Origin of the sequence: Rhodococcus sp. 3258, from assembly GCF_031456475.1 — a bacterium.
GTDB lineage: Bacteria > Actinomycetota > Actinomycetes > Mycobacteriales > Mycobacteriaceae > Rhodococcoides > Rhodococcoides fascians.
This window is the reverse complement of record NZ_JAVDUT010000004.1, coordinates 211,916-231,912: the sequence shown is the minus strand read 5'-3', so window position 1 is coordinate 231,912 and position 19,997 is coordinate 211,916. Positions and strand designations below refer to the sequence as shown.

Annotated in this window: 16 protein-coding genes; 7 read left to right on the top strand and 9 right to left on the bottom strand. The window is 65.0% G+C overall.

The window, feature by feature from the left end; genetic code table 11:
* The 6 genes from J2X62_RS14735 to J2X62_RS14710 form a co-directional block, all read right to left on the bottom strand.
* Positions 1 to 1,416, bottom strand: a complete 1,416-nt coding sequence (locus tag J2X62_RS14735) for a DUF2398 family protein (protein ID WP_310181456.1) — start codon at positions 1,414 to 1,416, stop codon at positions 1 to 3.
* Positions 1,413 to 2,888 carry a TIGR02677 family protein gene (locus tag J2X62_RS14730; protein WP_310181780.1) on the bottom strand — a complete coding sequence of 492 codons (1,476 nt, stop codon included), beginning with the start codon at positions 2,886 to 2,888 and terminating at the stop codon, positions 1,413 to 1,415. Before J2X62_RS14730 ends, J2X62_RS14735 begins: the two co-directional genes overlap by 4 nt.
* A gap of 191 nt (positions 2,889 to 3,079) precedes the next feature.
* Complete coding sequence (locus J2X62_RS14725; protein ID WP_032365798.1) at positions 3,080 to 3,379, bottom strand: Rieske 2Fe-2S domain-containing protein; 300 nt, start codon at positions 3,377 to 3,379, stop codon at positions 3,080 to 3,082.
* Positions 3,376 to 5,865 (bottom strand): nitrite reductase large subunit NirB, encoded by a 2,490-nt coding sequence (gene nirB / locus J2X62_RS14720; protein WP_310181451.1) that lies wholly within the window; start codon positions 5,863 to 5,865, stop codon positions 3,376 to 3,378. The genes J2X62_RS14725 and nirB overlap by 4 nt, the downstream gene beginning before the upstream one ends.
* Positions 5,865 to 6,212, bottom strand: coding sequence for a hypothetical protein (locus J2X62_RS14715; RefSeq protein ID WP_032365800.1), 348 nt, complete (start codon positions 6,210 to 6,212; stop codon positions 5,865 to 5,867). Before J2X62_RS14715 ends, nirB begins: the two co-directional genes overlap by 1 nt.
* A 101-nt stretch (positions 6,213 to 6,313) precedes the next feature.
* Entirely contained in the window at positions 6,314 to 7,294 is a 981-nt protein-coding gene (locus J2X62_RS14710; RefSeq protein ID WP_310181777.1) for a PAC2 family protein, read from the bottom strand.
* Between the two features lie 104 nt (positions 7,295 to 7,398).
* On the opposite strand from J2X62_RS14710, the gene metH reads away from it, so the two are divergent.
* From metH to hisG, 4 genes are read left to right on the top strand one after another with little or no spacing between them, the layout of a single operon-like run.
* On the top strand, positions 7,399 to 10,968 hold the full coding sequence (gene metH / locus J2X62_RS14705) for a methionine synthase (RefSeq protein WP_310181448.1): 3,570 nt from the start codon (positions 7,399 to 7,401) through the stop codon (positions 10,966 to 10,968).
* Positions 10,961 to 11,629: an HAD family phosphatase gene (locus J2X62_RS14700; protein WP_310181446.1), complete on the top strand. Its 669-nt coding sequence runs from the start codon at positions 10,961 to 10,963 to the stop codon at positions 11,627 to 11,629. The genes metH and J2X62_RS14700 overlap by 8 nt, the downstream gene beginning before the upstream one ends.
* 59 nt (positions 11,630 to 11,688) lie before the next feature.
* A complete protein-coding gene (locus J2X62_RS14695; RefSeq protein ID WP_027497080.1) occupies positions 11,689 to 11,952 on the top strand; it encodes a phosphoribosyl-ATP diphosphatase in 264 nt (87 codons plus the stop codon).
* A gap of 48 nt (positions 11,953 to 12,000) precedes the next feature.
* Positions 12,001 to 12,852: an ATP phosphoribosyltransferase gene (gene hisG / locus J2X62_RS14690; RefSeq protein WP_032372777.1), complete on the top strand. Its 852-nt coding sequence runs from the start codon at positions 12,001 to 12,003 to the stop codon at positions 12,850 to 12,852.
* Positions 12,853 to 12,885: 33 nt separating this feature from the next.
* Here hisG and J2X62_RS14685 read toward each other — a convergent pair whose 3' ends face one another.
* The gene (locus J2X62_RS14685; RefSeq protein ID WP_032365804.1) at positions 12,886 to 13,698 is read right to left on the bottom strand and encodes a thioesterase family protein; all 813 of its coding nucleotides are present in this window, start codon (positions 13,696 to 13,698) and stop codon (positions 12,886 to 12,888) included.
* A complete protein-coding gene (locus tag J2X62_RS14680; RefSeq protein ID WP_045841904.1) occupies positions 13,695 to 14,501 on the bottom strand; it encodes a RecB family exonuclease in 807 nt (268 codons plus the stop codon). The genes J2X62_RS14685 and J2X62_RS14680 overlap by 4 nt, the downstream gene beginning before the upstream one ends.
* A 465-nt stretch (positions 14,502 to 14,966) precedes the next feature.
* Between J2X62_RS14680 and J2X62_RS14675 the strand changes: the two genes are divergently transcribed.
* Entirely contained in the window at positions 14,967 to 15,782 is an 816-nt protein-coding gene (locus tag J2X62_RS14675; RefSeq protein ID WP_048318521.1) for a tRNA (adenine-N1)-methyltransferase, read from the top strand.
* 22 nt (positions 15,783 to 15,804) lie between these two features.
* On the opposite strand, the gene J2X62_RS14670 is transcribed toward J2X62_RS14675, so the two are convergent.
* Complete coding sequence (locus J2X62_RS14670; RefSeq protein ID WP_032387438.1) at positions 15,805 to 16,290, bottom strand: hypothetical protein; 486 nt, start codon at positions 16,288 to 16,290, stop codon at positions 15,805 to 15,807.
* A gap of 184 nt (positions 16,291 to 16,474) precedes the next feature.
* On the opposite strand from J2X62_RS14670, the gene arc reads away from it, so the two are divergent.
* Together arc and dop are read left to right on the top strand one after the other, a co-directional pair.
* Positions 16,475 to 18,238, top strand: coding sequence for a proteasome ATPase (arc, locus tag J2X62_RS14665; RefSeq protein WP_032365854.1), 1,764 nt, complete (start codon positions 16,475 to 16,477; stop codon positions 18,236 to 18,238).
* A gap of 81 nt (positions 18,239 to 18,319) precedes the next feature.
* Positions 18,320 to 19,819, top strand: coding sequence for a depupylase/deamidase Dop (gene dop, locus J2X62_RS14660; protein ID WP_027497085.1), 1,500 nt, complete (start codon positions 18,320 to 18,322; stop codon positions 19,817 to 19,819).
* Positions 19,820 to 19,997: the final 178 nt, after the last annotated feature.

Below are 19,997 nucleotides of genomic sequence, written 5' to 3'. Positions count from 1 at the left end.
TCAGGCCTCTACTTCGGATGGATCGGTACTGGGGGCTTGTTCGGTGCCGAAGAGCGAGTCCTGCGGGGCTCGGTCACGCACGCTGACCATCACGTCCCGGTACCGAGCGATCACCGGTAGCACCAACACGCCGCCGGATACGCTGTGTATCAAGCGAAGTCGATGCAACAGCGCTATCGCACGGATGCGTAGACCGTCCCGGTCGGTCTGCCACTGCGCCGCGAACGTGCGACCGAATCGGTCCACGAGATCGTCGACGACCGAGACAAGCCAACTGTCCTCGATCAACGGATACTGTGTGCGCTCCGTGGAGTTCTCGACCGGCGTCGGATCGGCGGGAAATCCGAAGTCGGCCAGGTCGCCGAAGATTCCGCCGCCGGGGATCGCGGCGTCCAGCTGTTCGACGAGTAGGTCGCTCGCTGGTAGCGGATGCGTTGTGAGCGCCGGAGTGTCGGGATCCACGACCCGATCGGAGATTTCTCCCGCGATGAGCAACGCAACCTGGGCGATCGTTCCGGTGCTGGGAAAGCGGTGGTCGGACAACCGTCCCGAGGTGTCGATGAGGGCCACACCCTCGGCGCGACGCTCGGCAACGAGACCGGTGAGCAACTCGACGTCGGCGACGGTGCGCGAGGCGGTCAGGGCGGTGCGTGCGTCTCCGTCGAGATCGTCGAGATAGACGACGGGGTGTTCGACCAACGCTCGGCGTACCGCACGCAGCGTTTCCTTCGGGTCTGCCTCACGCCCGGACTCGATGTGTCCGAGATCGGAATCCTCGGGATCGATCGGGGCATCCGAGCCGGCCAGCAGGCCACGAATCGAACGCAGGTGCTGCACGGCACGCGGCGGCCGAAACATCGCGACGACCACCGATCGGTCGATGTCGTACAGGGCCTCACCGGCCGTCGGATTGTTCGCCCAGCCCGTGGCGTCGCCGTCGGCCAGCGAGATCGCACCACGCGTGGCCAGCCATCCGATCGCGTCGACGAATGCGTCTCGGTCGCTCGCGCGGTCGGTCGTGAGTTCGACGCCGTCCACCTGACTCGACTCCGTCGCCACGTGATCGGCGAGTTCGGACAGAGTGATCTGGTTTCCGGCCCGACCGAGCGCGGCAAGCGCCAGCGCCAGATACGCGTACCTGCGGCGGTCGAACACCCGCTCGGACGGCGTTCGCGCGGGTTGACTGTCGTCGAGACGATCGATCACGGGGAACAGACGCGCGGTCGTCTCGGTGACCTCGAAGCGGTAGCCGAACAGCTCCAGGAGATCCTCACGCAGTTCGGTTGCCCACCTGCGCAGCAGCGGTAACGCGATTCGATCGGGGTACGTCGCGGTGACCAGGTGGTTGGACAACGCGACTCGGGCAGCCCGCTGGTAGGAATCCAGAGCGAGCGAGGAGATTTCACGTGCTCTCACCGGCGGGCCACCTCACTGACGTCGAGGGCGAGGCGGTCCAGATGCAATCGGCCACGGCTGGTGCGCACGATCGTCGAACGGTCGCTGTCGCTCAGCGTCAGGCGCACGCCACTGTCCGATCCGGACGAGTCCGAGGTGCGTCCGCTCACGCGTACCCGGGCAGTCAACGCGGCGTTGAGCAGGCTCAGCAACACTTCGGTTTCCTGCTCGTTCAGAATGCGGTCGTGGATTCCGGCCGAGGCGAGCGACTGCGCCGCGGCACTGCGTGATCGCTGCGACTCGAGTTGCTGCTCGCGCAGTCGTCTGATGCCGCCGTCGTTGCGCTGTACCCGCCCTGGAACGCCGGGAGTCGGAGTGCGTCCGGTCTCGGCCAGCGTGCGCGAGATCTCGACCGGCGGTGCCTCCCACCATGATCGGGACATGGGGATGATGTCGGCGTCGGGATGGACCATCGACAGGTGCCGGGGCCGGCCGAGGCCGAACACGGCGTGAAACAGAGCATGTGCGCTGTCCTCGGTGGGGGCAGCAGCGAACCAGCCGGCCAGGTGACGCAGTTGGCTTTCGCGACTCACACCACCCTTACGAGTTTCGGTGACGCGCCGCAGCAGTGACAGCACAGCAGCGATCGCGCTCATGGTGCCCTCGCGGAGGCGCTCGGATTCGCTGAGCTCGGATTCGGCCGCGACGAACCAGTGCGACAACCCGGCCCATCGGTCGGTCCAGTCCGCTCGCCGCTCGTCGACGGAGAGAAAGACTCGTTCGTCGCTGATCGCGGCACGGTCGACGAGTTCCTCGATGCCGGTGCTCTCGACGAGTGCGATCGCTTCCGCCAACTTGGGGGCATAGCGGGTGAGATCGGAGCTGAACTCACGCATGTGCGTGAGCAGTGCATCCTTGTGCGCCAAGAACGATTCGGGCGTGATCTCGGTGGTGCGCACCAGGTCGCCCAGCACCAGATAGAAGTGGGCGGCGCGGGTCGCCATCTCCGACAACGTCGAATCGAGTCTGCTGAGCTTGCGGTAGATGCGGTCGCCGTCGGCCTGACGGTTCGCCTCGGCCAGCTCGTGCATGTCGGCCAGCAGCTCGGGCAACACCAGCCGGGACAGCGAGGCGTCGTCCAGGCGCGCACCGAGCACGTCCTCGACCGCGCGGTAGGCCTTGTAGCCGGCCTGACCGAACTGGTAGACGAAGTGCCGGTTGCGGTATTCGGCGAGGGTCGCGGCGCGGGTGCCGTCGTAGCTGCGTTCGAGCAGACCCCAGGCGTGGAGTTGATCGAGCAGGGGTGCGATGTCCAGTGTGGTCAGCGCGTCGTGACGCCCGGGGCTACGAGCGATGAGGTCGGCGACGTCGCCCGAGTGCAGCAACACCACGTAGTTCGCGCGAGCGGTGTCGAACGCCCGCAGTACTGCCAGGTATTCGGATCTTTTCTCGGCGACGGCGAACGAGAAGAGACCGAGACGGTCTTCCTCCACGAACGCATTCGCGGCACCCAGCCGTGCGTCCTCGCCTGATTCGGTCACTGGAACAGGGTAGGGGGTAGGAGTGGAGCCTGCGGAATGACCCTGGTGGGAGGAGTGGAGCCTGCGGAATGACCCTGGTGGGAGGAGTGGAGCCTGCGGAATGACCCTGGTGGGTAGGAGTGCCAATTGTTCGACCGTGCCGGTTACAGCTCCACGGTCACTTTTCCGTCCACCACGGCCGCGGGGTAGGTGCGCACCGGGTCGATGCCGCTCGGGCAGGTGCCGTCGTCGAGAGAGAAGGCGTATTGATGAAGTGGGCAGACGACTACGGACCCGTCGATCTGGCCGTCGGCCAGTGGTCCGCCCCGGTGCGGACAGACGGCGTCCATCGCCCGCACCGAGCCGTCACTTAGCAGGAACACCGCGACCTGTTTGCCATCCACGACGTAGGCCCGTCCCTCGCCGGGAGTCAGGTCTTCCAACGCTCCCACCGGGACGCTCATCGGACCGGCACCTGTGGCAGCGGGAGCAGTGGCAGCGAGGGTGCGAACTGCGCAGGCGATTTGGGTGCCGTGCGGTCCTGCCATGGGTCCACGTAGCCGTCGACCGATGTTTGCAGTCGCTCGTCGAGTCCGGCGACGATGCCGTCACGGTCGTCGATCAGAACGCTCTGCAGTTCCTCCAAGCCGACGCGCGGAACCCAGGCGTACGTCCGTTCGAGCCACTGCGCGTTCTCCCGATAGTGCTGGATGAATCTGCCTGCCACTGTCATCACCTCCTCGGCTCCCGTCACGGTGGCCAACAGATCTCCCTTGCGGATGTGAGCCCCGGCCGCGCCGCCGACGTAGATCTCCCACCTGTCCTCGCCGACCGAGACCACGCCGAAGTCCTTGCACAGCGCCTCCGAGCAGTTGCGCGGGCAGCCGGCGACCGCGAGTTTGAGTTTCGCGGGAGTCTCCAAGCCTTGGAACCGCTCTTCGAGCGCGATGCCGAGAGCCGTCGAGTCGCCGAGACCGAAGCGGCAGAAGTCGCTGCCCACACAGGTTTTCACAGTGCGCATGCTCTTGCCGTAGGCGAAGCCGGAGGGCATGTCCAGATCGCCCCACACCTTGGGTAGGTCTTCCTTCTTGATCCCGAGGAGGTCGATGCGCTGTCCGCCGGTGACCTTGACCAGCGGCACGTTGTACTTGTCGGCGACGTCGGCGATCTTGCGCAGTTGATCCGGGGTAGTGACGCCACCCTTCATCTGCGGTACCACCGAGAACGTGCCGTCCCGCTGAATGTTGGCGTGCACCCGGTCGTTGATGAACAGTGCGCCGCGCTCGTCCACCCAATCCGGACCCCAGACGGTGCGCAGCAGTGACGCCAGCGGCATCTTGGCGGCGGCGTCCTCGACGCCGTCGGTCGCAAGCGCCGTGAACACCTGCGAGACTGCCCGGAGGTCCCGCGATCTGATTGCTTCGATCAGTTCCGGCTTCGTCATCGGGATACTCGGCACGTACCGGTCTGCGGTGGGGTCCGCTTCGACCGCGCCACCGGATGCGCACGCGATGATGTCTTTCACCAACCCCTTGCAGGACCCACATCCCTTGCCTGCTCGGGTCTTCGCGGTCACATCGCTCAGATTCTTGGCACCGGCGTGCACGCAGGCCACGATGGCACCCTTGGTGACGCCGTTGCAGTTGCACACCTGAACGTCGTCTGCCAGCTCCGCGGCTCCTGTTGCCGCAGAGGGCGTTCCCATGTCGAAGAGCATGCTGATGCGCTCGTCGGGCAGCGGCACCTTCTCGTCGAACGCCTGGGTGAGAAAGTTGGCCTTGGAGATGTCGCCCAGCAGAGTGGCGCCGACGAGCTTGTTGTTCCGCACGATGACCGATTTGTACGTGCCACTGCGTGGTTCGTAGAACTGAACGAATTCGTCGTCGTCGCGCTCGGGCGCGGTGATCCCCATCGACGCGACGTCGACGCCGGCCACCTTGAGCTTGGTCGTCAGACGCGAACCGTGATACGCGGCAGCGGGATCGGCACCGGTGAGTACATCGGCCAGGACAGCGGCCTGCTCCCAGAGGGGCGCGACGAGGCCGTACACCTCACCGCGGTGCTGACAGCATTCGCCGACGGCATAGATGGAACCCTCGTCCTCGCAACGTAATTGGTCGTCGACGACGATTCCGCGTTCGATGACCAGGCCGCCGGCGCGGGCGAAATCGACACTGGGCCGAATTCCGGCGGTCACGACGACCATGTCGGCGTCCAGCGAGGTGCCGTCGTTGAAACCGACGCCGATGACGGTACCGTCGTCCGACCGCAACACCGAGGTGGTTCTCTTCGAGGTGTGGACACCGACGCCGAGCGACTCGATCTTGTTGCGCAACACCCGTCCACCGCGCTCGTCGAGCTGCTGGTTCATCAGGTGCCCGGGGGAGTGCACCACGTTCACGTCCAGCCCCTGCGTCCGCAGTCCGTACGCTGCTTCGAGACCGAGCAGTCCGCCGCCGATCACCACCGCCGACACGTCGTCGCGCGACTGCGCCATCTGCAACATGCCGTTGGTGTCGGCGATCGTGCGGAATCCGAACACCCCACGTGCCAGTCTGCCGTCGGACTCGCGCAGACCGTCCATGTTCGGGAAGAACGTGTTGCTACCGGTGGCAATGATCAGTACGTCGTAGTCGACGGACCGACCGCTTTCGCAGACAACCGTTTTGGAGAACCGGTCGAGCGACACCGCTCGATCGCCCACGTGCAACGTCACGCCGTTCTCGCTGTACCAACTCATGGGGTTGAGAACGAGATCCTCGTCGTCGACGGTGGCCTCACCGGACAGCACGTGGGAGAGCATGATGCGGTTGTAATTGCCGTACGGTTCGTCGCCGATCATCGTGATCTCGAACAGCGAGCTGCCGTCTCGCTCGAGGATCTGTTCGACCGTCCGGGCACCGGCCATTCCGTTGCCGATCACCAGCAATCGCTGTCTTCCCGCAGTCATCAGACCAGCACCAGACCGAAGTCGACGACGACCTCTCCGTTGGTTCCGGCGGGGGCCGCGATCACCAGCTCGAGCACGGTATCGGGATCGACGTCCTCGACGACCCGCAACGGAATGTTGACGCCGCTCTTGGCCCCCATCGGGAACATACGCATCGGGCTGCCGTCGCGCAGCAAGGTCACGACCACCAGTTCATCGCTCGAATTACCGCCCCGGAAGTACAGCGGCTGAGCCGTCACCCCCTCGGGGACGACGAAACTCAGGCTGGGATCGATCAACTCGGGCTTGTCCAGACCGTTGCCGGTGAAGGAGAAGACGCCTTGCAGAAATCGCGGTGTGCTGGCCATACCCACGAGGCTCCGGTGTCGGGGTGACGCCACCGCTGCGGTGACGTTACGTCGGCATCAGAAAGACCTCACCGGCTCCCGGCTCCTCGTGTGCGTTCGGGTCAGAGCCCGAAGTTGCCCGGGCCGCGCCGCCGGAGGTACTTCTCGAACTCGGCGGCGATGGCGTCGCCGTCGATCTTGGCGATCGCATCGGACATGTCCACCTCGGCGTCACCGCGCTCCTCGAGGCTGCGCACGTATTCGCTGATCTCCTCGTCCTCTTTGGTCATCTCGTTGACCGCCTCCTCCCACTCCTCGGCCTGCGTGGGCAGCTCTCCGAGCGGCACCTCGACGTCGAGTACGTCTTCGACCCGCTGCAGCAACGCCACGGTGGCCTTCGGATTCGGTGGCTGCGACACGTAATGGGGGACAGCAGCCCAGAACGACACGGCCGGCACACCTGCCTTGACACATTCGTCCTGCAGAACGCCGGTGATACCGGTGGGCCCCTCGTAGCGGGTCTGCTCGAGGTTGAACTGTTCGGCCGACTCGGTGCTGTAGGCAGTGCCGGTGACCGGGACGGGCCTGGTGTGCGGGGTGTCCGCCAGCAGCGCGCCGAGAATGACGACGGTTTCGACGCCCAGCTGCTCGACGAACTCGAGCAGGTCGTCGCAGAAGCTGCGCCACCGCATGTTGGGCTCGATACCGCGCAACAGGACCACGTCACGGTCGCTGCCGGGCGGTGAACACACCGACAATCGAGTCGACGGCCACTCGATCTCGCGGGTGACCCCGTCGACCTGACGAACGGTCGGCCGATTGACCTGGTAGTCGTAGTAGTCCTCGGAGTCCAGCTCGGCCAGTGGGCTGGCGTCCCAGATCAGCTCCAGATGTTCGACCGCGCCGCTCGCCGCATCGCCTGCGTCGTTCCAGCCCTCGAAAGCGGCGACCAGTATGGGGGAGCGCAGCTCGGGAATGTCGTCGTTCAGATCGTCCTCGTCGTAGTCGGCGTCGGCGTCTGTGGCGTTCGCCACAGCATCCTGCACGGCCTCGATCAGCGCGGCGTCCAAGGGGATGTCCGCGTCGGCACCTGATTTGTCCATTTTGTCGGTACCGTCGTCGGGCGGGGACTGATCATCGAGGTTTCGGGGACTCACCACGACAGCCTACGACTCGAGGTAACCGTGGTGCCCACTACTCTGTAGTGATGCCCGATCAACACAAGCCCGGTCTGCTCGATGCGATTTCACGTCGCGTTGTCATCGGCGACGGAGCAATGGGCACGATGCTCCAGGACGCCGACCTCACTCTCGACGACTTTCTCGGCCTCGAGGGATGCAACGAGATTCTGAACCACACCAGGCCCGACGTGCTGCGCGAGATTCATCGCGAGTACTTCGCGGCCGGCGCAGACGCCGTGGAAACGAACACGTTCGGATGCAACCTGCCCAACCTGGCCGATTACGACATCGAGGATCGAATCCGCGAGTTGGCCGAGAAAGGCACCCGGCTCGCCCGCGAGACTGCGGACGAAATGGGACCCGGCCGCGACGGGATGGATCGGTACGTCCTGGGTTCCATGGGCCCCGGAACCAAGCTCCCCACACTCGGCCACGCCCCGTTCGCACGGCTGCGCGATGCGTATACGGAGGCTGCGCTCGGAATGATCGACGGCGGTGCCGACGCCATTCTGGTCGAGACGTGCCAGGACCTACTGCAGGTCAAGGCCGCGATCATCGGTAGTCAGCACGCCATGGACAAGCTCGGCGTCCGAATCCCGATCATCACCCATGTGACGGTCGAGACGACGGGCGCAATGCTGGTCGGCAGCGAGATCGGTGCAGCCCTCACCGCGCTCGAACCGCTGGGCATCGACATGATCGGACTGAACTGCGCCACCGGCCCCGCCGAGATGAGCGAACACCTGCGCCACCTGTCCAAGCATTCCCGTCTTCCGGTATCGGTGATGCCCAATGCCGGACTGCCGACGTTGGGCGCGAAGGGTGCCGAATACCCACTGACCGCCCCCGAATTGGCCGACGCTCTGAGCGGTTTCGTCCGCGAGTACGGGCTGGCACTCGTCGGCGGATGCTGCGGCACCACCCCCGAGCACATTCGTCAGGTTGCCGACATGGTGCACGGGGCGACGAAGCTGGAACGGCAGCCGGCCCCGGAGCCAGGCGTCTCCTCGCTCTACACCGCCGTGCCGTTCGAGCAGGACGCCAGCATCCTGATGATCGGTGAGCGCACCAACTCCAACGGCTCCAAGGCATTTCGTGACGCGATGCTCGCCGAGGACTACGAGAAGTGCCTCGACATCGCCAAGGATCAGACCCGCGACGGCGCGCACATGTTGGACCTCAACGTCGACTACGTCGGCCGCGACGGTGCCGCCGACATGGCCGCACTCGCCAGCAGATTGGCGACTGCGTCGACGCTGCCGATCATGCTCGACTCCACCGAACCGGCCGTGCTCGAGGCCGGCCTCGAGCACCTCGGCGGACGTAGCGCCGTCAACTCGGTCAACTACGAGGACGGCGACGGGCCCGACTCGCGGTTCCAGAAGATCATGCGTCTGGTCAAGGAACACGGTGCCGCCGTCGTCGCTCTGACCATCGACGAGGAGGGGCAGGCGCGTACTGCCGAATGGAAGGTGCGTGTCGCCGATCGCCTGATCACCGACATCACCGAGAACTGGGGCCTGCGCCACGAGGACATCATCGTCGACACCCTCACCTTCCCGATCTCCACCGGCCAGGAAGAGGTTCGACGCGACGGCATCGAGACCATCGAGGCGATCCGGCAGCTCAAGGAGAAGTATCCGAAGGTGCACACCACCCTCGGGTTGTCGAACATCTCGTTCGGCCTCAATCCTGCTGCCCGGCAGGTGCTCAACTCGGTCTTTCTGCACGAGTGCACCCAGGCCGGCCTCGACACCGCCATCGTGCACGCGTCGAAGATCCTGCCGATGAACAAGATTCCCGACGAGCAACGCGAGACCGCTCTGGATCTGGTGTACGACCGCCGCCGTGAAGGCTACGACCCGTTGCAGAAGCTCATGCAGCTGTTCGAGGGCGTCTCGGCAGCATCGGCCCGGGAATCGCGCGCCGAGGAACTGGGTCGGCTGCCGTTGTTCGAGCGGCTCGAACGCCGCATCGTCGACGGCGAACGCAACGGCCTCGACACAGATCTGGACGCCGCGATGGCCGAGAAGCCGCCTCTCGAGATCATCAACGAGACGTTGCTGTCGGGCATGAAGACCGTCGGCGAGCTGTTCGGTTCCGGCCAGATGCAGTTGCCGTTCGTGCTCGCGTCCGCCGAGGTGATGAAGGCTGCCGTGGCGTACTTGGAGCCACACATGGAGGCCACCGACGACGACGGCAAGGGTCGAATCGTGCTCGGTACCGTCAAGGGCGATGTGCACGACATCGGCAAGAACCTCGTCGACATCATCCTGAGCAACAACGGCTACGAGGTGGTCAATCTCGGTATCAAGCAGCCGATTTCGACCATTCTCGAAGCCGCGTTGGACAAACGCGCAGACGTGATCGGCATGTCCGGGTTGCTGGTGAAGTCGACGGTGGTCATGAAGGACAACCTGATCGAGCTCAACTCCCGCGGCGTGGCGGAGCAATTTCCGGTGCTCCTCGGCGGCGCTGCTTTGACGCGGTCGTACGTCGAGAACGATCTGCAGGACGTGTACGAAGGCGACGTGCACTATGCGCGGGACGCGTTCGAAGGCCTGCGTTTGATGGACACCATCATGACCACCAAGCGCGGCGGCGGTCCGGCCCCCGACAGCCCCGAGGCGCTCGCCGCGAAAGCCAAGGCTGCCGAACGCAAAGAGCGCCACGAACGGTCGAAGCGCATCGCGGAGAAGCGCAAGGCCGCCGAGGCTCCGGTCGTGGTACCCGAGCGATCCGACGTCGCCGCGGAGACCGACATTCCGGTACCGCCGTTCTGGGGCACCCGCATCGTCCGAGGCGTGTCCCTCGCCGACTACTCGGGCCTGCTCGACGAACGTGCCCTGTTCCTGGGGCAGTGGGGGCTGCGAGGAGCCCGCAAGGGCGAGGGCGCGACCTACGAGGATCTGGTGGAGTCGGAAGGCAAACCGCGCCTTCGGTATTGGCTGGATCGGCTGAGCACGGACGGCATTCTCGCGCACGCCGCATTGGTGTACGGATACTTCCCGGCCGTTTCGGAGGGCGACGACGTCGTCGTGCTCACCGAGCCCGAACCCGATGCGCCCGAACGCTTTCGATTCACGTTCCCCCGTCAGCACCGTGACCGATTCCTCTGCATCTCGGATTTCGTTCGGTCGCGTTCGGCTGCACGAGAATCCGGCCAGGTCGATGTTCTGCCGATGAACCTGGTGACAATGGGCCAGCCCATTGCCGACTTCGCGAACGAGCTGTTCGCTGCCGACTCGTACCGCGACTACCTCGAGGTGCACGGAATCGGAGTTCAGCTCACCGAGGCGTTGGCCGAATACTGGCATCGCCGAGTGCGCGAGGAACTGAAACTGTCCGACGGCAAATCGGTCGCCGCGGAGGACCCCACCGAGGCCGAGGGGTACTTCAAACTCGAATACCGCGGAGCTCGTTACTCGTTCGGCTACGGGGCATGCCCCGATCTCGAGGACCGGATCAAGCTCGCCGCACTCCTCGAACCCGAGCGAATCGGCGTCAAGCTCTCCGAGGAACTGCAGCTGCACCCCGAACAGTCGACCGATGCGTTCGTACTTCACCACCCGGAGGCCAAGTACTTCAATGTCTAGAACCCACCTGCACGGTGTCCTGTGGGACATGGACGGCACCCTGCTCGACTCGGAGAAGATCTGGGACGTGGCCATCGGTGAGTACTCCCGCACACTGGGAACCGAACTCAGCGCGGAAGTACGCGAGAGCACCCTCGGCAATTCGATGCGAGACGCCTTGCGCAAAGTGCTCGCCAATGCATCGGTTGCGGTCACCGACGACAACCTGGCCGAGGGCCGCGAGTGGTTGACCACGCGCGTCGGCGACATGTTCGCCGAGGGTATTCCGTGGCGGCCCGGTGCCAAGGATGCTCTTGCACTCGTACGCGACATGGGCCTGGCGACCGGATTGGTCACCAACACCGAACGCGGGCTCGTCGAGCGTGCACTGGAGACACTCGGGCGCGACTATTTCGACATCACCGTCAGCGGCGACGAGGTCGAGTTCGGGAAACCGCACCCGGCGCCGTACCTGCGGGGTGCCGCACTGCTCGGCGTCGACGTCGGTGCGTGCCTTGCAGTGGAGGATTCTCCGACAGGCTCCCTGTCCGCACATACTGCAGGCTGCCCGGTACTGGTCGTCCCGTCTGAGGTGGCTGTTCCGGCAGCGCCGGGATACACCATCCTCGACGGTCTGGTCGGACTGACCGCCGACGACGTCCGGCGGGCCTGGGCGGCCTGACTCCTCGAATCTCGACCGAATTGATTCCGCTGGATACCGACGTGAAAGAATACGAATCCGTGAAGACTTTCGATTCCCTGTTCGCCGAGCTCACCGACCGCGCGAAGACCCGCCCCGAGGGCTCGGGCACCGTCGCTGCGTTGGACGCAGGTGTTCATTTCCAGGGAAAGAAGGTCCTCGAAGAGGCCGGCGAGGTGTGGATCGCCGCCGAACACGAGAGCGACGCTGCACTCGCCGAAGAAATTTCGCAGCTGCTGTACTGGGTTCAGGTCATGATGGTGGGTAGGGGAATCGAGCTCGAGGACGTCTACCGACATCTGTGAGGCAAGGCCCGAACGTCTCCTGTGAACTCACCGATGAAGGAAAACTCCATGCTGCGTGTAGCCGTACCCAACAAGGGCGCGTTGTCCGAATCCGCCGCCGAGATCCTCAGCGAGGCCGGCTACCGGCGTCGGAGCGACTCCAAGGATCTGACCGTCCTCGACCCGGCCAACGGGGTCGAATTCTTCTTTCTCCGTCCCAAGGACATTGCCATCTACGTCGGGTCGGGCCAGCTCGATCTGGGCATCACCGGACGAGACCTGGCTCTCGATTCCGGGGCAGCGGTCGAAGAGCGCCTGGCGCTCGGATTCGGCCGGTCGACGTTCCGCTACGCGGCACCCGCGGGCAAGGAATGGGCACCCGAGGACTTGGGCGGACTGCGCATCGCCACCTCGTACCCCAATCTCGTGCGTAAGGACCTGGCCGAGCGCGGCTTGGAGGCCACGGTGATCCGTCTCGACGGGGCCGTGGAGATTTCCATTCAACTCGGTGTCGCCGACGCCATCGCGGACGTGGTCGAGTCGGGTCGCTCACTGCGTCAGAACAATCTCGTCGCGTTCGGCGAATCTTTGTGCGATTCCGAGGGTGTTCTCATCGAGCGCGCAGGCACGCCGGGCACCGACTCCGCACGCAAGCAGTTGATCGCTCGCGTACAGGGCGTCGTCTTCGCCCAGCAGTACCTGATGCTCGATTACGACTGCCCCAAGTCGATCCTCGACGAAGCCGTCAAGATCACCCCCGGCATCGAATCACCTACGCTCGCACCGATGGTCGACGACAACTGGGTTGCCGTGCGCGCCATGGTCTCTCGCAAGGTCCACAACAACGTGATGGACGAGCTCGCGGAACTGGGCGCGAAAGCCATTCTCGCCTCCGACATCAGGTCCTGCCGAGCGTTCTGAGTGCGTGGCGGAACGCCCGTCGTTCCGCCACGATCACGCGCGTCGGCGAACCAGCACTGTTTGCGCGATGCGCCCGACCGGCCCCAGTTCGTCACTGAGGGTGCCTGCGCACATGGCGATGCCGTCCGGACCCGTCGACGTCTCGGCCGACACTCCGATCCAGTCACCCTGGGGTTCGCGGAAGACGTGCACCGTCAGATCGGTGTTCAGGAACGTCCACTGCTCGATCGGCAATTTCGCACCCACACCGTTGGCGATGTCGGCAATCGAGAACAGCCGTTCCAGTGGCGTCATCGACTCACCCTGCACCAGAACGGGAGTCGGCTTCGCCCACACTTCACCGGGCCCCGCTGCGCCGAGCTCGGTGAGAAACTTGAACTCGACCGCGTCGAGGTATCCGGAGGTCCAGAGTCCGCCGAAGGTGCTGTCGACGCCGGCGCTCACCGGTCGCATCACCGAATCTCCCACGTGCACGACGTCGTCGGTGGGCTCGGTACGCATACGCCATGCGCTGCCCCGCGCCACCGCTCGCGCCGGCCCCGCTGATCCTCGAGCCCACAGTTCGGCGACGACGAGTTCGACATTAGCGCCCGGCCGCGCCGTCCATGCGCGAATCGTGATGTCCGACACCGGAACAGGTCCGAGAATGTCGACGACCACCCGGCTGATTCGAGTATCGGGTCTGGCGTCGACCCGCTCGAGTGCGCGGACCAACAACGCGGACGGCGGAGCGCCGTGCTGCATCGTCGGTGCCCACAGGCTGACGGTGTGCTCGGTCGCGGTGACGATCTCGTAACCGTCGTCGTCGACACCGGCAGGAACGAAGAAGGCGTCCGGACTCGTCACAGCTCCGTCTCCTCCTGCTCCGCAGCCGCCTGCGGCCAACCGGGGTACGGCGGGGGAGTGCCGCCGAACTCGGGGCACAGTGCCCGGTGATCGCACCACTTGCACAGTGCGCCTTTCTTGGCGCGGAAGTCGCCGGTCTCACCGGCCGCCAGAATCGCCTTCCAGATGGCCGAGAGCATGCGCTCGAAGCGCAGCAGCTCACCCTCGTCCGGTGCGTATGTCAGCTCCTGCTTGTCGGCGAGGTACATCAACTTCAGTTGCGCGGGAACGACTCCGCGCATGCGCATGATCATCAGCGCATAGAATTTCATCTGGAACAGAGCCTTGGATTCGGTGAACTCACGCGGCGCACGTCCGGTCTTGTAATCGACGACGCGAATCATTCCGTTGGGTGCGACGTCGATCCGGTCGATGAATCCGCGCAGCGGCGTTCCGTCGTCCAACGCGATCTCGACGCGCTGTTCGCAGGACTCGGGATCGAAGTGCGTGGGATCTTCGAGTTCGTAGTACCCGTCCACCAGGGCACGAGCCCGGTCGAGAAACGCCGGACGGTCGTCCGCCGGAACCAGCGACGCGATGTCGGGTGACTCGGCCACGACCCGATCCCAGGCCGGGTCCACCAGGTCGCGCGCAGTGGTGGGCACTCGATCGCGGGCAGGGAGTGCGTACAGGGCCTCGAGTGCGGCATGCACCACAGTTCCCTTCACCTGTGCCTCGGTGGAGACCTCGGGAAGCCGGTCCACGGCACGGAAGCGATACAACAGTGGGCACTGCTTGAAATCACCTGCGCGAGAAGGAGACAGAGCCGGGGTACTGCGGTTGCCGGACCTCGAACGCGGTACGCCGGCGCTGTCATCGACAACGAGAAGAGGTAAGTCGATGGGGCTCGACACGGAAATACTCACGACTGCGAGACTATGCCGCTGGTCCGACATCTTCGGTGAAGGCCGTAGTCTGGCACGTCGAGTCGTCCCCCGACGCCTGCCGATCGAGGCCGAGCGTCACATCGCAACGAAAGCAGGTCCGCTGTGTCCTCCGGTGATTCCACATCCGCGTCGACCGACGGATTCGAGGCCGACGCCGCGTTCGACGCCACGGTCGACGCATCGCTGCCCAGTGCGGACGACGTGGTCACTGCCACGACCGACGAGATCGAACTCGACCCGAATGTCACGTCCGGCGCGGAGGTCACTCCCGCTGCCGACACTCCGACTACCGATGCAACAGCAACCGCGGAGACCGGTCCCGCCCGCAGTGGGCCGTTTCGAGTGGGCGATCGAGTTCAGCTCACCGACGGCAAGGGTCGTCACTACACGGTGGTACTGGAAGCCGGTAAGGAATTCCATACTCACCGCGGCGGCATTACTCACGACAAACTGCTCGGTGCCGACGAGGGCAGCGTCGTCACCTCCGTCAACGGCACCCCCTACCTCGCGCTGCGGCCGCTGCTGACCGACTACGTGCTCTCGATGCCCCGCGGTGCCCAGGTGATCTACCCCAAGGACGCGGCGCAGATCGTGCACGAGGGTGACATGTTCCCCGGCGCACGGGTGCTCGAGGCCGGTGCAGGATCCGGCGCTCTGACGTGCTCGCTGCTGCGTGCAGTCGGTACAGAAGGAACGGTCATCTCCTACGAGATCCGGCAGGACCACGCCGACTACGCCGTGAAGAACGTCGAGACGTTCTTCGGCGAGCGCCCGTCGAACTGGCACTTGACCGTGGCAGACGTCGACCAGTTCGGTGTCGATCGTCCGGGTGAGCAGGTCGATCGGGTGGTTCTGGACATGCTCGCGCCGTGGGACGCGTTGCCCGCGGTGTCCAAGGCCCTGGTCCCCGGTGGGGTGCTGCTGGTCTACGTGGCCACGGTGACGCAGCTGTCCAAGGTCGTCGAGGCGCTGCGCGCGCAGGAGTGCTGGACCGAACCTCGATCGTGGGAGTCGATGGTTCGCGGCTGGCACGTGGTGGGTCTCGCGGTTCGCCCCGAGCACCGCATGCAGGGCCACACGGCATTCCTCGTCAGCGTTCGACGCCTCGCCGAGGGCACCGTGACCCCGAAACCGCAGCGTCGTTCCGGTAAGGGCTGACGCTGCAGGCTCGGCTGTCGACTCAGACGCAGGGTGCCTGGCCCATGGCCAGGATCTGACACGTGCTGGCGTCCGACAGCTTCCAGGTGCCATCGATCAGCACCCAGGTCTGCGGTGCCGGAGCCGCGGTCCCGCGTGGAGTGGCGATGGCGACGTCCGCGGTGGACGTCTCGCCTGCGACGGTCGGCTCCGACACCTCGAAGGTGATCGCTCCGTAGTTCGCCAGTGCGGCGGTCATCGTCTCCAGGTTCGTCAGGCGCGCCTGACCGTTCTCCACTGCCGCAGCCTTGGTCGCTGGGTCCACGTCCGGTGCCACCAGCTGCTGCAGCGAGGTCTGCAGCTCGGCGACGGTAGGTGCTGTGACAGCCGGTCCGGCGGTGGTCGTCGGCATGGAGTCGCTGGTCGACGCGGAATTGTGATCGGCGTGATCGGATTCATCGCTCGAACTGCATCCTGCACCCACCAGAGCCACCGCGGCTACTGCGACGCTTGCCGAGAGAATACGCATTTTCACTGGTGAGGCCCCTGATTCCGTCGTCTGTCGATCGTTTGGTCAGGTGAGGCTAACATGAACTGGGATGGCCTTTCGGGGCCGCCGAGCAGAGTGGATGCCGACCCCGTTCGAGGTGTCGGTCCGCATCTCCGCGCCGCTGCCGGTAGCGTTGATAGATCGTCACTGGGAGGAGTCGCTCATGAGCTCAACAGACAATCCGGATGTGGCCGCGGCCAGAGCCGAACTGGACGCCGTGCGAGCCGAAGTCGCGTCGCTACGGCGCCAACTGGGGGAGTCCCCCGAGCAGGTACGCGAGCTCGAGGGCCGGGTCGATTCCTTGTCGCTGCGCAACACGAAGTTGCTCGACACTCTCAAGGAGGCCCGGCAACAGCTCATCGCGCTGCGCGAGGAGGTGGACCGTCTCGGCCAACCGCCGAGCGGATACGGCGTCCTGCTGAGCGTGTTCGAGGACGGCACCGTCGACGTGTTCACGTCCGGTCGGAAGATGCGGCTGACGTGCTCACCCAACATCGAGGCCGACACGCTCGCTCCGGGGCAGACCGTGCGGTTGAACGAGGCGTTGACCATCGTCGAGGCGTGCACCTTCGATCAGGTCGGCGAGATCAGCACTCTCCGAGAGCTTCTGGGGGATGGATCGCGCGCTCTCGTCGTCGGGCATGCCGACGAGGAACGGGTGGTCTGGCTGGCCAAACCGTTGATCGACATGGTCAACGACGACGGACCGGTCGACCCGGACGAGCCGTCGCGGAAGCTCCGTCCCGGAGATTCGCTGCTGGTCGACACCAAGGCCGGCTACGCGTTCGAGCGAGTTCCCAAGGCCGAGGTGGAGGATCTCGTCCTCGAGGAGGTTCCGGACGTCGGATACGAGGACATCGGCGGTCTCGGGCGACAGATCGAGCAGATTCGGGACGCCGTCGAGCTGCCGTTCCTGCACAAGGACCTGTTCCGGGAGTACTCACTGCGTCCACCGAAGGGCGTGCTGCTGTACGGCCCTCCCGGGTGTGGAAAGACGTTGATCGCCAAGGCCGTTGCCAACTCGTTGGCCAAGAAGATCGCCGAGGCACGTGGCCAGGATGCGCGGGAGGCGAAGTCGTTCTTCCTCAACATCAAGGGCCCCGAGCTGCTCAACAAGTTCGTCGGTGAGACCGAGCGTCACATCCGCATGATCTTCCAGCGGGCACGAGAGAAGGCGTCCGAGGGCACGCCGGTCATCGTGTTCTTCGACGAGATGGACTCGATCTTCCGTACCCGCGGCTCCGGCGTCTCGTCCGACGTGGAGACGACGGTCGTTCCGCAGTTGCTCGCCGAGATCGACGGTGTCGAGGGCCTCGAGAACGTCATCGTGATCGGTGCGTCCAATCGCGAGGACATGATCGACCCGGCGATCCTGCGACCCGGCCGACTCGACGTGAAGATCAAGATCGAGCGTCCCGACGCCGAATCGGCACAGGACATCTTCTCGAAGTACCTGACCGATTCGCTTCCGGTCAACGCCGACGACGTCGCCGAGTTCGGCGGCGATCGCGCGGCGTGCATCCGGGGCATGATCGATCGCGTCGTCGAGCGCATGTACGCCGAGAGTGACGACAATCGGTTCCTCGAGGTCACCTACGCCAACGGGGACAAGGAAGTTCTGTACTTCAAGGACTTCAACTCCGGGGCCATGATCCAGAACATCGTCGACCGGGCGAAGAAGTACGCCATCAAGTCGGTTCTCGAAACCGGAAACGCCGGACTGCGGATTCAGCACCTTTTCGATTCCATCGTCGACGAGTTCGCGGAGAACGAAGATCTGCCGAACACCACGAATCCGGACGACTGGGCTCGGATCTCGGGCAAGAAGGGCGAGCGAATCGTCTACATTCGCACGTTGGTCACCGGCAAGAACGCCAGCGCGAGCCGGGCGATCGACACCGAGGCCAATACCGGTCAGTACCTGTAGATCCACCGCTGGGCAGTATTCGGGGCGCGTCCGCACAGGGCGCGCCCCGAACTGCATCCGTCGGCCGTCTAGGCTTGACTTATGCAGCGCATCATCGGTATCGAGGTCGAGTACGGCATTTCTTCACCGACCGAACCCACCGCCAACCCGATCCTGACGTCCACCCAGGCGGTGTTGGCGTACGCGGCAGCCGCAGGAGTGCCGCGCGCCAAGCGCACCCGCTGGGACTACGAGGTGGAATCACCGCTGCGCGATGCACGAGGCTTCGATCTCGGACGGTTCAGCGGACCGGCTCCGGTCATCGATGCCGACGAGATCGGTGCTGCGAACATGATTCTCACCAACGGTGCCCGCCTGTACGTCGATCACGCGCACCCCGAGTACTCGGCCCCGGAGGTGCGGGACCCATTGGACGCGGTGATCTGGGACAAGGCAGGCGAACGCGTCATGGAAGCGGCCGCACGGCACGCGTCGAGCGTCCCGGGGGCTCCGCGCCTGCAGCTGTACAAGAACAACGTCGACGGCAAGGGCGCGTCGTACGGCACGCACGAGAACTACCTGATGTCGCGTGAGACGCCGTTCTCGGCGGTGATCGCGGGGCTCTCGCCGTTCTTCGCCTCCAGGCAGGTCATCACCGGCTCCGGTCGAGTCGGTATCGGCCAGTCGGGCGACGAGGCCGGGTTCCAGCTCTCGCAGCGAGCGGACTACATCGAGGTGGAGGTCGGACTGGAGACCACCCTCAAGCGCGGCATCATCAACACCCGGGACGAACCGCACGCAGACGCAGACAAGTACCGACGTCTGCACTGCATCATCGGCGACGCCAACCTGGCGGAGATGTCGACCTACCTCAAGGTGGGAACCACGGCCCTCGTGCTCGACCTCATCGAGGCGGGCGTCGACCTGTCGGATCTGCAGCTGGCCAGGCCGGTCACGGCTGTCCATCAGATCAGCCACGATCCCACCCTGCGCAAGGCCGTGGCACTCGCCGACGGCCGCGAACTGACGGGCCTTGCGCTGCAGCGGATCTACCACCAGCGGGCGGCGAAGTTCGTGGCTGCCGAGGGCAGCGACGACGCACGAGCACTGGACGTGCTCGACAAGTGGGCGATGGTGCTGGACCTGCTCGAGCGCGATCCCATGGAGTGCGCGCATCTGCTGGACTGGCCGGCGAAATTGCGACTGCTCGAAGGGTTCCGACAGCGTGAGGGCCTCGGCTGGTCCGCTCCGCGGCTGCACCTGGTGGACCTGCAGTATTCCGATGTTCGCCTCGACAAGGGGCTATACAACAGGTTGGTCGCCCGCGGTTCGATGGATCGTCTCGTGACCGAGCAGCAAGTTCTCGATGCGGTCGGCACACCGCCCGACGACACGAGGGCATACTTCCGCGGCGAATGCCTGCGCAAATTCGGTGCCGACATCGCCGCGGCGAGCTGGGACTCGGTCATCTTCGATCTCGGTGGCGATTCGTTGGTACGGATTCCGACGCTCGAGCCGTTGCGGGGAACGAAATCCCACGTCGGTGCCCTGCTGGAGTCCGTGGACAGTGCAGCGGAACTGGTCGACCAGCTCACCACCTGATCGTCCAGGGCATTCGAATGGGTCGTTCGGCGGTGTCTTGCCAACCGGCGAGGTCGGACTGTCGGTAGGGTAAAGGTCCGTGCACTTTCGGCGGAACGTTCGGTAGCACTTGCACATCCACGCCGGTGCGCCTCGGATGACCCGGCGACCGTGCAGTAGATCTGTTTTCTCGATACAC

Coding starts and splice junctions, on each gene's coding strand:
- arc (WP_032365854.1), top strand. CDS start 16,475: ATGAGCTCAACAGACAATCCGGATGTGGCCGCGGCCAGAGCCGAACTG.
- metH (WP_310181448.1), top strand. CDS start 7,399: ATGCCCGATCAACACAAGCCCGGTCTGCTCGATGCGATTTCACGTCGC.
- J2X62_RS14700 (WP_310181446.1), top strand. CDS start 10,961: ATGTCTAGAACCCACCTGCACGGTGTCCTGTGGGACATGGACGGCACC.
- J2X62_RS14725 (WP_032365798.1), bottom strand. CDS start 3,379: ATGAGCGTCCCGGTGGGAGCGTTGGAAGACCTGACTCCCGGCGAGGGA.
- hisG (WP_032372777.1), top strand. CDS start 12,001: ATGCTGCGTGTAGCCGTACCCAACAAGGGCGCGTTGTCCGAATCCGCC.
- dop (WP_027497085.1), top strand. CDS start 18,320: ATGCAGCGCATCATCGGTATCGAGGTCGAGTACGGCATTTCTTCACCG.
- J2X62_RS14715 (WP_032365800.1), bottom strand. CDS start 6,212: ATGGCCAGCACACCGCGATTTCTGCAAGGCGTCTTCTCCTTCACCGGC.
- J2X62_RS14670 (WP_032387438.1), bottom strand. CDS start 16,290: ATGCGTATTCTCTCGGCAAGCGTCGCAGTAGCCGCGGTGGCTCTGGTG.
- nirB (WP_310181451.1), bottom strand. CDS start 5,865: ATGACTGCGGGAAGACAGCGATTGCTGGTGATCGGCAACGGAATGGCC.
- J2X62_RS14710 (WP_310181777.1), bottom strand. CDS start 7,294: ATGGACAAATCAGGTGCCGACGCGGACATCCCCTTGGACGCCGCGCTG.